The organism is Gordonibacter pamelaeae 7-10-1-b (assembly GCF_000210055.1).
Lineage (GTDB): Bacteria > Actinomycetota > Coriobacteriia > Coriobacteriales > Eggerthellaceae > Gordonibacter > Gordonibacter pamelaeae.
Genome location: NC_021021.1, coordinates 2,613,238 through 2,626,234 on the forward strand (window position 1 = coordinate 2,613,238; position 12,997 = coordinate 2,626,234).

A 12,997-nucleotide genomic window follows, 5' to 3' on the forward strand; every position below is an offset into this window, starting at 1 on the left:
CGCGCCGACCGCCGCACGGTTGGTCGGGCCCTGGGGAGCCCACCTATGCCGCAGCGCGTAGATGACGAACGGGATGGCCACGGATATCACGAACGCGATGCCGAGCGTGGCCTGGTACACCATGTTCGACTGCGCATCGAGGTTCGACGACGGGAAGAACGAGATGATGAGCGTTGCCACGGTCATGAACAGGCCGGCGCCCGCCACGATGGCCTTGAACGGCGTGCCGCCCGGCAGCTGGAACGAACGGGGCAGGTCCTTCTTCTTGAAGATGAGGTAGAAGTACCCGAGGAAGAACAGCACGTAGCCCACCAGGTAGATGACCACCGTCAGGCCGATGGCCGTGAGGTAGCCCACCGACGAGCTGGACCCGCCGGACAGCGCGATGGAGCCGCAGAGCACCGCATCCCACACCGTGACGATGCAGGCCTGGATGACCACGGTCTTCACCGACACGCCGTGCTTGTTGACCTTCTTGAAGGAGGGGGGCAGGATGCCGTCGTGCGCCGTGTCGAGCAGCGCGCGGGACGGGCCCACGATCCAGGCCGAGATCTCGGCCAGCACACCCAGCGCCAGAAGCAGCGCCACCGCGAACACGATCCAGCTGAGGCCGGGGCCGATATGCTGCACGAAGATGGCGCGGAACGCCTCGATCACGCCGAACGACAGGTTGCCGTCGAGCACCGACGCCGGCAGCGTCGTGGCCACGGCCAGGCCGCCCAGCGCATCGAGCGCGATGGTGAGCACTGCCAGGATGATCATGGCCAGCGGGTAGTTGCGGTTCGGGTTCTTCAGCTCGTTCACGTGCGAGGCGGATGCCTCCACGCCCATGTACGCCAGGATGAACGACGCGAAGATCACGAGCGTATCCACCTTGCCGAAGTCGGGCACGAACGTGGCCGGCGTCATGTTGATCTGCGACACGCCGCCCGTGGCGAAGTAGTAGACCAGGCCAACCAGCAGCACGATGACGGGCAGGATGATGCCTCCCACGAAGCCCACCTTCGAGATGCGCGCCGTGTACTTCGTGCCGCCGAGCTGCGTGAGCGTGAGGATCCACACGATGGCGGCCACGCCGAAGAACATCACGAGCGGGTTGTTGTACAGCGCGTCCCACTTCACCACGTAGGCGAACGCCGCCAAGATGAAGAACGCCATGGTCACGAAGCCCACCGTGATCTGGAACCACTGGAAGAACAGCGCGGCGAAACCCCAGCGCCTCCCCAGCGTGTTGCCAACCCACGAGAAGATGCCGCCGGACTCCCACCCCTTCACCGTGGCCATCTCCGCCGCGCACATGGCGACGGGCAAGAACCACAGGATACCGCCGATGATCAAGAAGAACACCAGCTGGAACCCGGACGAGGCGAACGAGGGATACTCGTACACCGTCATCACCATGGACGCGGTGATGGCGAAGAACCCGAAGAACGTCAAAGACCGCTTGAAAGACGGACGGCTCACCTTGCCCACGGGGCCGGGATCGGCCGAGGGCGCGACCGCCTGCTGACGGGTTTCGCTCATGCTCCAACTCCTTTCCTAGACGGGCGACGCCGCCATCCCAAAAGGCAGATGGATGCCGTCGCGTTTGCTTGCGTCCGTCCGTTCTATCAGACGCAGGAAAGGGAGAACGACGGAGGGGAGAAGGTTCACCCTCCCGTCGCTTAAGCGTGAGGTTCGGGATATGAAAGAGGGCGCGGACGCCCCGAAGCGGAACGCAGGCAGCTAGCAGCCAGCGGCCTTCGTGTAGGCCTCGATAGCCTCGTCGAGCAGTTTGCCGGTGGTCTCGCGCACGTCCAGACCCTCGGAGATAGAGGTCACGGCGGCACCATCGACGATGGCCACCACGATGCGCGGCGTCATGGGAACGCCCGCCCGCTCGAGGATGCGCGCGATGGCGGCATCCAGCAGAACGCGGCCCTTGCGGTAGGCCTCCGTGACCACGCTCGAATCAGCCGCGCCGATGAGCTGCGCGTAGTGCGCCTTGGGCACGATGGAGTCGTCCGGCAGGCACGCGCGCGTCAGAAGCTCGGTAATGCGCGCGCGGCATTCCTCGGGCTCCAGCTTCTCGCACAAATCCGCCACCCGCTCGGCGCGCTGCGCCCACAGCTGGATGTTGTACATGCCCGCCTCGTGCAAGAGCTCGGTGACGGAGTCGAAGTAGTAGCCCACCGACGAGGACGCCGCCCCGGCCCACTTCGCCACCTTGCGGTACGTGACGGCCTTGGGACCCTCCTCGCGCAGGAGCGCGGCGGCGGCGAGCACGAGCGACGTGCGCGTGATCTGAGCCTTCAATGACTTCGGCGTTGACGATTCGCTCATAGACCCCTCCAACCTGCTCCCTGCCGCTGTTGCAACCGCCCCATTATACGATGAAATACGCGCCGGTGCCGAGACGGCCCGCCGCCGCGGCCCGGACGGCCGCCGAAAGAAGGAGCCGCCCCAACGGAGCGGCTCCCGGCAGGCCTCGCAGCGCGCGGCGCACGCACCCCGCCTACACCTCGGACAAGTCCTTGCCCGTGTGCTCGTGCGACAGGATCATGGCCACCAGCGCCAGCGCGGCGATGAACACCATGTAGAACCCGGGCGCGATGTCGTTGCCCGTCATATCGATCAACCAGAACGAGATGAACGACGCCGAGCCGCCGAAGATGGCATTGGCCAGGTTGAAGCTCAACGCGAACCCGGAGTAGCGCACGTCGGTGGGGAACGTCTCGGTCAGGTAGCTGGACAGCGTGCCGTCGTTGATGGTGAGTATGAGGCACATGACCAGCTCGACCAGCAGGATGATCCAGAAGTTCTTCGTACCCAGCAGCATGAACGCCGGGATGGTGAGCACGATGAACCCGACGCAGGCGATGATGAGCATCTTCTTGCGGCCGAAGCGGTCGGAGATGCGGCCGGACACGAAGATGAACCCGATGTAGGCCACCAGCACGATAGTGGTGATGATGGATGCCGCGCTCGGATCGTAGTTCAGCGTGGTCTCGAGGTAGTTCGGCAGGTAGGTGAGCACCGCATAGAAGCCCACGGCGTTCAACACGCAGGCGCCGAACGAGATGATGAGCACGCGCAGGTGCTTCTTGAACAGCGTGCGGATGGGATGCTTCACGCTGGAACCCTGCTGCTTCAGGTGCTCCTGCATCTCCTCGTACACCGGGGAATCCTCGAGATACGTTCGGATGTAGTGCGTGATGTAGCCCAGCGGCAGCGCGAGCAAGAACGGTATGCGCCAGCCCCAGTCCACGACGAAGTCCGACGTGGCGCCCCAGGTGTTGAACATGAACGTGGCGAACAGCGAGCCCACGAGCAGGCCCGTGGCCGTGGACGCCGGCACCATGGAGCAGTAGAAGCCGCGGTGGTTCTTCGGCGCGTACTCGGCGATGAACGTGGCCGCACCCGCATACTCGCCGGCGGCCGAGAAGCTCTGCACCATGCGCAGCGCAAGCAGCAGCAGCGGCGCGCCCACGCCGAGGAGGGCGTAGCCGGGCAGACAGCCGATGAGGAACGTCGCACCGCTCATCATGAGGATGGAGATGGACAAGGCCCACTTGCGGCCCTTCTTGTCGCCCATGTTCCCCCAGAACACCGCACCGATGGGGCGCACGAGGAACGAGAGCGCGAACACGGCGAACGTGCTCATCACCGCCACGAAGCGGTCCTCGCCCGGGAAGAACACGAGCGCGATGACCGTGGCCAGGTAGGAATAACTCGCGTAGTCGAACCATTCGATGAAATTGCCCAGGAACGACGAGAACGTGACCTTTTTCAGGGTTTTATGCTGCTCTTCTTCCGAGAACGACCGGGGAGGAACAGCGTTGGCAGTACCGCTTTCAACATTCATGATAGTCCCCTAAGAAATGCGCGGCTTTGTGGAGCCGGGGACAAAACCGCTTGGCAAGCCTTCGCTTCATGTGGAGCCCTCCTGACAAAAATGGGGAGATACGCTTCCAGCAACCGTTATGATAACGCCAAAACTCGGCCTACCACCAAGATGTAACGTTTACCCGGCAGGCAGCGCTCCGCGACCGGGGTCTGGGAGAAGGCGCGGAACGCGCGGAAACCAGCTGGAGCAAGCGGCGGCAAGGGAAGATCGCAGCGAGAACCCCGACGCTGCGATGCCCGAGGCGCGGCGGCCGGCAGAACCGAGCCGCCGCGTTTTCAGAACCCCTGTCGTGCCCAGTCGGCTATCAGTAATCTTCGAGCAGGTCGACCTGCTCCTTGCTCGCACGCATGATGAAGTTGTGCTTGGCCCGTTGACCGCCCTGGGCCAGCTTGCGCAGGATGACGCGCTTCAAGCGCGGGTACTCGTTCATGCCGTACCAGGCGAACGCCGTGCCGCCCACGTAGCATTCCACGATGCTGTGCACGGGGGCGTTGGCATCGCGCTTCGCGTCGAGCTCCAGGTACTCGCGGATCTCGTCGGCGCATACGTCGCGGATAACGTCGGCGCTGATCTCCAGCTCGCGTGCAAGCTGCTTGAGCTGGTAGGTCACCTCGGCGTCATCGGCATGCGGGAAATACGTCACATCGTAGGTGACGGCCGCCACGCCCGACGTCTGGGCGAACCCGAGGAACGAGTCCAGCGCCATCATCTGCACATGCTCTTCCGTGCGTTCTGCAATGTCCAGCTCGGCGGGGAAACCCTTGAGGCCGACTGCCCCGAACGCCTCCTTGAGCTGCTCCTCGGTCAGGGCAGGCTCGAACTCGACCTCGGTGGCGATGTGGGTCAGATTGGTCGTGATCTTCATATGACACACCGTTCCTTTCTTCTCGCTCGGCCTACTGCAGATGCTCGTCTTCCTCGGCCTTTTCCAGGCGGGCAGCCAGGTTCTCGCTGATCTCCTCCTGCTGCTTCTGCTTGCGGCCGACGATCATGCCCCTGATGGAGGGCACTGCGCCGCCGCCGATGATGAGCAGGCCGCCGATGATGGTGTTGATGGTGAGCGCCTCGCCGAACACCACGAGGCCCACGAAGATGGCGACGGGCACCTCCCAGTACGCGATGGTGCCGTAGTCTGCGGCAGGCAGGTTACGGCCGGCAACCAGCAGGAATCCGAGCGCGATGGGACCGCAGATGATCCACAGGAGCACGGTGCCAATCCAGTTGAACGGCGTGAAGTGGATGTTGAGCGCCCAGTTGGCCATGCTCGGGTCGATGCTGCCGAGCGAGTTCAGCACGATGGTGATGGAGCCGGCGCCGATGACGGCGAAGATGAAGTTCCACACGCCGCGCGCCGTGGTGTCGGCGTCCTTGCGATAGCCGTTGAAGAACATCGAGGCGCCGTAGAAGAAGCCGGAAGCGAGGCCGAACGCATCGCCGATGCCCTTCTGCGGGAACTCGGGCGTGGACGGCACGAGGTTGAAGTCCACGAAGAAGCCGTTGTCGCCGAAGCCCATGAGGTTGTTGCCGAACAGCATGCCGATGAACACCGCCCCCAGGCAGATCCACTGCAGCTTGGACATAGGCTCCTTGCGGAAGATGCGCGCGAGCAATACGCAGACCACCGGGCCTATGTAGATGAACAGAACCGCGTTCGACACGGTGGTGAGCAGCGTGGACGTGACGTAGCACGCCAGCGACATGCCGATCATGAGGCCGCCGAGCGCGATAGCCGGCGTGAGCTTGAGCTTCTTGAACACATGCACCTTGTGCGTGGCAAGAAGCAGGACGACGAAGAAGAGGACGCCCATGCCCATGCGCCCCACGGCCATGAGGGCGCCGATGGAATCGCCGGCGTTCAGGCCCGCCGCCCCGTTGAACATGTCGGTGCGCGTAGCCCAGCGGCTGAACAGCGGCACGAGGCCCATGCCGGTCGCCGAGATGAGCATGGCGATGGTGCCGAAGCCCACCCTCATCTGGTAGCTGCCGGAGCCGTCCTTGCCGTTGCCGAGCTCGGGCTTGTCACCCAGATCCGGCGTGTTGGTGGTTTTGTTGGTATCTGCCATTGGTCCTCCTTAAAACCAGTAGCAAGAAAAAGGAAATCCCCTTTGCCAGCCGCAAATCGGGCCCTGTGAGGCCGAATGGGTATACGGGTACCTAGTCGGCCTCACAGGGCCGAATCGTGCATGCGGTGGTATAGGTTGAAGAGCAGGAAAGGGGATCTGGAGCGATAAACCCTGCCAGATCCCCTTTCTTCTGTTAATCGGCGCTTGTTTTCAGCAAGTGGCTTGTTGTGCTAGGCGGCTAAGCGACTAGTCGTTCCACATCTCCGGGCGCACCAGGGTGGGATCCTTGACGCGGTTCGGGAAGTAGTCGAGGCAGTCGCCCTCGCGGTAGACGTCAGCCGTGGAGCAGTGCAGGCCGCCGCCGAACGGATAGGCGTCGCGCAGGTCGCAGGGGATGACGTTCATGCCGAGCTTGTCCATCTGCTCCTGCTGGTGAACCTCGGAAGCCTCCACGATGACCGTCTTCGGGTCGAGCACGAGGCAGTTCATGGACAGCCAGACGGAGCTGTAGCACAGCGCCGGCGGCTCGTCGTGGGCCGGCTGGGCGGCTTCGACGATCTGCCAATCGTTGGCCTCGAAGATGGCGCGCTGCTCTTCGGGGAGCTTGCGGTGCGGGTTGTTGATGATCAGGCCCGGACGCAGCGGCACGAAGGTGGCGTCGATGTGGATCGGGTACGGGTCGCCGGGGAAGTTCACGGCGTGCACGCGGTACTCGGGGTAGTAGCGCTGGAACCAGTCCATGGCCGTGCGGTTCGTGGTCAGGCCGTGCTGGATGAACAGGTCCTTGCCCATGCGCATCACGTCGGCGGCATCCCACATCGGCTCGACCTCGGTGGTCACGAAGTCCTTGTTGGCCGTGCGGACGAGGCGCTCTTCCAGCGTGATCTTCTCGTCGTAGTAGTTGTGCTTGTAGGAGGCGTCCGTCAGGCGGGGACGGGGGGCCTGGGTCCACAGGAAGTCGGGATCCTCGTCGAAGTACTGCTTCATGAGGGGCCAGTAGGCCAGGTACTCGAAGTAGCGGCAGCGGAAGGAGTTCGCGGAGGCCATGATCTCGTTGCCGACGGTGAGCAGGATGTCACGCGGAGGCATGCAGGTCATCATGGAGTCGTTGCGGAAGTCCGGCGTGCCGATGGCCTGGTTCCACTGCAGCGGGGTAGGACGGTCGACGACGACGCCGCGGTCCTCGAGGATCTTCACGAGGTTCTCGAGGCACTCGTTGCCACGCTCGACGGTGGCGAGGGGACGCAGGCCCCACATGCCGCGCATCTCGGAGTCGACAGGCACCTTCTCGGAAGTCGCGGGCTCCTCGGGGGGGATCATCGAGTTGTCGCAACGACCCACGATGACGCGCTTCAGCGGATCCCAGTCGTTCCAAGAATTGACTATCTTCGCCATGACAGTCTCCTTTCTGTGGCAGCGCTCTTCGCTACCGTTGGGTGGCACACTACATACTACTGCAGCTTGCTGGTTTTTGCGCTGCAACTCAGAGTGCTGGGAGACTGGTGGTTCATGACGCTCCCGGTTTTCCTACCGTCGCATGCTTACCAGATTTGCCGTTGAGGAAGTTATACCATCTTTTTTGTTCACCTGCAACACAAATTTTCGAATGATTTTTAACAAAAAAACAATGATCTTGTTCATATGCACAAAAATATTACGGTTTGGTGAAGCTTTGCGCGAAACGAGATCATGACCATATTGGATATTCTTCTTCTTTGTTTCCATAGTTCTGCATAAAAAGGAATCAAATCGTAACCTCATGCAGGGGGGCTGCCCGCGGTTGCCGTAGGAAAAACAGCGGCGTTTTGCACAAAACGAGGGGCTCCGAAGAATCGCCGGGATAGAGGGGGCGGGAAAAAACATATCTTGCCGCTCATCGACCCCCTCCCCCTGCAAGCATCCGCCGCCGCTTCCATTCAGTCGGCCGCGCAACGCTCCCCTCCAGCCCCTGCACCGCTCTTCCTTCCGGCGGGCCATACGCCGCTCTTCCATTCGCCGGCAATGCCGCCTTTCCATCCAGCCGGCAGGGACCACGCGTGCAGGGGAGGCCGTCCGGCGCATGTGGTCAACCTCGGAGGTTTCTCCATGCGCCGGACGGCTCCCCCGATACGCATGCCCCCAGCCGGCTCTATGCGGCGGCACGCCTTCGGCCGGTTATGCGGCGACACATCTTCGGCCGGCTATGCAGGTGACGCGCCTTTGGCCGGCTGAAAGAGGAGCCCCTACGAGATATGGCCCAGGAAGTCCTTCGTGCGGTCGGACGTCGGATGGTCGAACACCTCTTCGGGGGTGCCCTGCTCCACGATGTGGCCGCCGTCCATGAAGATGACGCGGTCGGCTACGTCGCGGGCGAAGCCCATCTCGTGCGTCACCACGATCATGGTCATGCCGCCGCGGGCGAGCTCCTTCATCACGCTCAGCACGTCGCGCACGAGCTCGGGGTCGAGCGCGCTCGTGGCCTCGTCGAACAGCATGACGTGCGGGTCCATGGCGAGCGCGCGGGCGATGGCCACGCGCTGCTGCTGGCCGCCGGAGAGCTCGGAGGGCCGGTAGTCTATACGCTCGCCCAGGCCCACCTTCTCTAGCTGCTCCTCGGCGATGCGCGCGGCCTCCTCCTTGTTGCGGTGCAGCACCTTCTGCTGCGCCAGCATAACGTTCTTCTTGGCCGTGAGGTGTGGGAACAGGTTGAAGTTCTGGAACACCATGCCCACCTTGGCACGCACCTTGTTGATGTCAGTCTTCTTCGCGGTGATCTCGGTGTCCTCGAAGAAGATGCGGCCGCCCGTGGGCTTCTCCAGCAGGTTCACGCAGCGCAGCAGCGTGGACTTGCCCGAGCCGGACGGGCCCAGGATCACCACTACCTCGCCGCGGCGCACGTCGAGGTCGATGCCGCGCAGCACCTCGTTGTCGCCGAACGTCTTGCGCAGGTCCTCGATGCGGATGACCGTCTCGTCCGCAGCGTCCGCGCCGGCGATGTCTGCCGCCCCGATACCCGCCGCGCCGTTGTTCGCTTCGCTCATGATCCGCACCTCCTTAATGGCTGATATGGTTGCCGTTGCGCTTCGCATCCTCGTAGATGCGCGTTGCCGCGTCGGTCTGCGAGGCGGGCCCGGCGAACGTCTCGGACAGGCGGATGCTGCGCGCCACGCCGGCGTCGGAATCAGGCACCACCGAGGCGGCCGACGTGATGCTGCGGTCGGCGGGGCCCTTCTTATGCTTGCGGCGCCCGTTGGACATGCGCGCTTCCATGGTGTTGATGAGCTTCGTGAGCGGAATGGTGACGATGAGGTAGAACCCGGCGGCCACGATATAGGGCGTCACGTTGCCCGTGGCGGCCGTGATGGTCTTCGCGTACATCATGAGCTCGGTCACGCCCACGGCGGCCAGGAGCGAGGTGTCCTTGTACATGAGGATGAACTCGCTGGTCATAGTGGGAATCACACGCCGTACCGTCTGCGGGATGATAACGAAGAACATGGTCTGCGCACCGTTCATGCCCAGCGACCGCGCCGCCTCGAACTGCCCTTGGCTGATGGACTGGATGCCCGCGCGGAATATCTCGGCCAGGTACGCGCTGGAGTTCATGACCAGCACGATGGCGCCCATGGTGAAGTTGTCCATCTGCACGCCCATGAGCGGCAGGCCGAAGAACGCGATGTAGAGCTGCAGGAACAGCGGCGTTCCGCGCACGATGTTGATGTACGTGGCGCCGATGGCGCGCGGAAGGCGGTGCTTCGCCATGCGTAAAAACGACAGCAGAAGGCCCAGGGGGATGGCCAGCGGGAAGCTCACCACCACCACGCCGATCGACACGAGCCAGCCGGCGAACAGCGCCGGCACGGACGTGACGATGATGGCCGGGTCGAAGAACAGGTGCAGGAACTTGTTGGAGTTCCACGCCTTCACCCAGTCCTGCTGGTTGAGCCAGCTGGACAGCTGCTCGGCGGGCGAGGTGCCCGTCACGTTGATGACCTGGTCCGTGGCCGGCATGTCGTGGCGCTGCCCGTCGGCCGTGGTGTAACTGCCCGCCAGGCCGAACGACCCGCCGCCGCCCGGCAGGAGCGTGCGGTTGCACTCCACCATGACGAGCGCACCGGCCGGCGCAGGCTCGGCGAGCGTCACCGTGACGTCGTTGCCGTCCACGACGGCCTCGGACGCCGCATCCAGGCGATCGAGCCCCACGAGCACGGTGGTCTTCACGTTCTCGGCCCCGACGGTGGTGCCCTCGGGCATCTCGATGGTCACGGAGGCAAGGGACTCGTCCTCCGCCGTCTGGCCCTGCCACGTGACGCGCGTCGCCGTGGCTCCCAGAACCGTGGTGTTGTCGCCGTCCTTGTTCGGCTTGGCGGTCCAGCGCTCCACGTCGAGCGCGTGCGCTTGGACCGGCAAGACGAACGAGACCGCCAGCGCCGCGGCGAAGAGAACCGCCGCGGCGCCTGCGAGGTGTTTCCGCGCAAATGCGAATGCGATCTGCATGCTCACCCTATCTGTGCGTTACTGCAACCACTTGGCGGCAAGCTCGTCGTACTTCCCGTTCTCGCGCACGGCCTTGAGCGCCGTGTTGAGCGCCTTGGTCAGCTCGGGGCTGTCCTTGCTCACCGCGATGGCGTACTGCTCACCCGTGGGGATCTCCTTGATGACCTGGCAGTCGGTGTAGGCCGTCTTCACGTAGTAGTTCGCCACCGGCAGGTCCACCGCAATGGCGTCGATCTGGCCGGACTGCAGCGCCAGGAACACGGCGGTCATCTCGTCGAAGCCCACCATCTCCACGTCCTTGATGTTCTCGGCAGCCCACTCGTAGCCCGTGGTGCCGGTCTGGGCGCCCACCTTCTTGCCCTCGAGCTGCGCCACGTCGGTGACGCCCGAATCCTTGAGCACGGTGATGCTCTGGTTCACGTCGCACACGGCGTCGGTGAAGTCGACCTGGTCCAGGCGCTCGTCGGTGATGGTGATGCCCGAAACACCCACATCGGCCTTGCCGCCGGTCTGGATGAGCGGAACGATGGTGTCGAACTTCGTGGACGGCAGGTAGTTGATCTCCAGGCCCATCTCCTCGGCCAGAAGGCCCATGAGCTCCACCTCGAAGCCCTCGGGCGTGTCGCCGTTCAGGTTCTCGAACGGCGGGAAGTCGAGCGAAGCCGCCACCGTCAGCTTGCCGTCGTTCACCAGCGTGTAGCCGGACTCGTTGCCGGCCGCCTTGTCGTCCTTCGCGCCGGAGTCCTGCCCGTCGCCCGACGAGCAGCCGAACAGCGCGAGCGATGCCGCGAGGGCGCCGGTTGCAACGAGCGCAACCATTTTCTTGATGTTCATTGGTCTCTCCCCTTTCCTCTGCATCTCGCTTTCACGTCATGAAGTATGATGCAGTCGCACTACTATAAAGCGCCGGCCCCCTCTTTTCAAACAGTTATCCGTCGCCGACCGACGTTTTCGATGAATGGGCCCCCGCGAACGGGGTGTTTTGGCGTGCGTGTGGTTTAGCGCGCTAAAGCGGTGGAGCGACGGGAGGGGCTTCGAGAGCGAACGCCGGGGCCCTACACGAAGGGGGCGCACACGAGCAGGAGCACGACGAGGAAGGCCGCGTTGTACGCGGTGAAGCGCGCGAGGTAGGCGCCGGGCGTGACGCGGGCGAGCGCGGGGCGGCTGGGGAAACCGCGGCGGACGAGGCGGTACTCGTTGAACGTGATGAGGCTGGCAAGCGATGCCACGAGCGTGCCGGCGCCGCCTATGTTCACGCCCACGAGCAGCGCCTGGTAGCCGTCTGCAAAATGCGACAGCAGCACGGCGGCGGGGACGTTGCTGATGATCTGGCTGGCACCGGCGGCAACGAGCAGGGCGCTCTCGCCCATCCAGAACGAGAAGAAGCCCTCCACGGCCGGGATGCGCGCCAGGTTGCCCGCGAACACGAAGAAGCAGGCGAACGTGAGCAGCAGCCCCCAGTCCACCGTGCGCAGCGCGCGGCGGTCCAGCACGCCGAGCACGGCAACGACGGCGCCCACCGCCACCGGATAGGGCACGACCCGAAACACCGAGGCAATGACCAGCACCAGGAGCGCCGCATAGCCGAGCGCCCGCGCCCGCCGCGCCGAGACGATGCGTGGCGCGGCGGTATCGGCACCTCTCCCTTGTTCGAAGGCGGATGTTGGTCCTTCGCCGTTTCTAGCGGTTTGCCGAGGCGACCCACTGGAAACGGCGAAGGGCCCGAATGTTTCACGTGAAACATCCGTTCGTTGGAGGGGCTCGCCGGATGCGGGGAAGGCTACCTGCTGCCGGCCCTCGTCCACAAGCGAATTTTCCGTTGCCCGTGTTCCCGCTACCTGCTTTCCCGCCGCTCCCTCTTCCGTTGCCCGTATACCCGTTGCTCCTTTTACCGCCGACCGCTTCCCCCGAATTCGCTCTTCCTGCATTCGTTCTTTCATCTCCCCTTTTTCCGCCGCCCCCTTCTCTGCTGCTCGTTTTTTCGCTGGCTGCGGGGGCTCGGGCTTCGCGAACAGGGCGCAGCAGAGCGCGATGAGCGCGACCGAGACGGCGAAGGGCAGCGTCATGACGGAGAGGAAATCGCCCAGCGGGATGGAGAAGCACTCGTACAGGTAGAGGTTCTGCGGGTTGCCGAACGGCAGGATCATGCCGCCGAGGTTCGCCGCGAGGTTCTGCATGATGAACGCGAACGGGAGCGAGCGCTCCCACCCGGCCTTGAGCAGCGTGGCGGCGGACAGCGGCAGCATCATGATGAGCGCCAGATCGTTCGTGGCGAACATCGACAGCACGAGCGTTGACCCCACAAGCGCCGCCACGGCGGACCGGCAGGTGGCGAAGCGCGCCACGATGAGGCGCGCCGCGTGCTCGAACAGGCCGATGCCGCGCAGCGCGCCCACCACGGCGAGGATGCCGAACAGGCAGGCGAGCGTCTTCACGTCGAAATAGCCGAGGTACGCCTCGTCGGGCGGAACGAAGGCCACGGTTGCCAAGGCGGCCAGGGCCGACACGAGCAGCACCGTGCGCTCGCGCGCGAACCGGGCGATCCGCGAGGCAAGCGGGCGCACGGAAGCGC

Annotated in this window: 11 protein-coding genes; all 11 read right to left on the reverse strand. The window is 64.1% G+C overall.

Going from position 1 to position 12,997, the window contains the following annotated elements; translation table 11 throughout:
- On the reverse strand, nt 1-1,524 hold a 1,524-nt coding region (locus GPA_RS12130; protein ID WP_083809117.1), incomplete at its 3' end, for an amino acid permease.
- 201 nt (nt 1,525-1,725) lie between these two features.
- Nucleotides 1,726-2,322 carry a TetR/AcrR family transcriptional regulator gene (locus GPA_RS12135; protein ID WP_041239578.1) on the reverse strand — a complete coding sequence of 199 codons (597 nt, stop codon included), beginning with the start codon at nt 2,320-2,322 and terminating at the stop codon, nt 1,726-1,728.
- A gap of 172 nt (nt 2,323-2,494) precedes the next feature.
- A complete protein-coding gene (locus GPA_RS12140) occupies nt 2,495-3,844 on the reverse strand; it encodes an MFS transporter (protein WP_015540041.1) in 1,350 nt (449 codons plus the stop codon).
- 346 nt (nt 3,845-4,190) lie between these two features.
- Nucleotides 4,191-4,751, reverse strand: a complete 561-nt coding sequence (locus GPA_RS12145) for a hypothetical protein (protein ID WP_015540042.1) — start codon at nt 4,749-4,751, stop codon at nt 4,191-4,193.
- Between the two features lie 31 nt (nt 4,752-4,782).
- The gene (locus GPA_RS12150; RefSeq protein WP_015540043.1) at nt 4,783-5,949 is read right to left on the reverse strand and encodes a DMT family transporter; all 1,167 of its coding nucleotides are present in this window, start codon (nt 5,947-5,949) and stop codon (nt 4,783-4,785) included.
- A 246-nt stretch (nt 5,950-6,195) separates the two neighbouring features.
- On the reverse strand, nt 6,196-7,344 hold the full coding sequence (locus GPA_RS12155) for an N-dimethylarginine dimethylaminohydrolase (protein ID WP_015540044.1): 1,149 nt from the start codon (nt 7,342-7,344) through the stop codon (nt 6,196-6,198).
- A 132-nt stretch (nt 7,345-7,476) separates the two neighbouring features.
- Complete coding sequence (locus tag GPA_RS18300) at nt 7,477-7,926, reverse strand: hypothetical protein (protein ID WP_156791027.1); 450 nt, start codon at nt 7,924-7,926, stop codon at nt 7,477-7,479.
- A gap of 245 nt (nt 7,927-8,171) precedes the next feature.
- Nucleotides 8,172-8,969: an amino acid ABC transporter ATP-binding protein gene (locus GPA_RS12160; RefSeq protein ID WP_015540045.1), complete on the reverse strand. Its 798-nt coding sequence runs from the start codon at nt 8,967-8,969 to the stop codon at nt 8,172-8,174.
- Nucleotides 8,970-8,982: 13 nt separating this feature from the next.
- A complete protein-coding gene (locus GPA_RS12165) occupies nt 8,983-10,425 on the reverse strand; it encodes an amino acid ABC transporter permease (protein WP_015540046.1) in 1,443 nt (480 codons plus the stop codon).
- A gap of 18 nt (nt 10,426-10,443) precedes the next feature.
- Nucleotides 10,444-11,259, reverse strand: coding sequence for an ABC transporter substrate-binding protein (locus GPA_RS12170; RefSeq protein WP_015540047.1), 816 nt, complete (start codon nt 11,257-11,259; stop codon nt 10,444-10,446).
- 221 nt (nt 11,260-11,480) lie between these two features.
- Nucleotides 11,481-12,997: SLC13 family permease (locus GPA_RS16920; protein ID WP_167536659.1), on the reverse strand; the 1,517-nt coding region annotated here is incomplete at its 5' end.

Bases quoted from the DNA above. Each gene is read 5' to 3' on its own strand.
- GPA_RS12135 (WP_041239578.1), bottom strand. From the start codon at position 2,322: ATGAGCGAATCGTCAACGCCGAAGTCATTGAAGGCTCAGATCACGCGC.
- GPA_RS12140 (WP_015540041.1), bottom strand. From the start codon at position 3,844: ATGAATGTTGAAAGCGGTACTGCCAACGCTGTTCCTCCCCGGTCGTTC.
- GPA_RS12145 (WP_015540042.1), bottom strand. From the start codon at position 4,751: ATGAAGATCACGACCAATCTGACCCACATCGCCACCGAGGTCGAGTTC.
- GPA_RS12150 (WP_015540043.1), bottom strand. From the start codon at position 5,949: ATGGCAGATACCAACAAAACCACCAACACGCCGGATCTGGGTGACAAG.
- GPA_RS12155 (WP_015540044.1), bottom strand. From the start codon at position 7,344: ATGGCGAAGATAGTCAATTCTTGGAACGACTGGGATCCGCTGAAGCGC.
- GPA_RS18300 (WP_156791027.1), bottom strand. From the start codon at position 7,926: ATGGCCCGCCGGAAGGAAGAGCGGTGCAGGGGCTGGAGGGGAGCGTTG.
- GPA_RS12160 (WP_015540045.1), bottom strand. From the start codon at position 8,969: ATGAGCGAAGCGAACAACGGCGCGGCGGGTATCGGGGCGGCAGACATC.
- GPA_RS12165 (WP_015540046.1), bottom strand. From the start codon at position 10,425: ATGCAGATCGCATTCGCATTTGCGCGGAAACACCTCGCAGGCGCCGCG.
- GPA_RS12170 (WP_015540047.1), bottom strand. From the start codon at position 11,259: ATGAACATCAAGAAAATGGTTGCGCTCGTTGCAACCGGCGCCCTCGCG.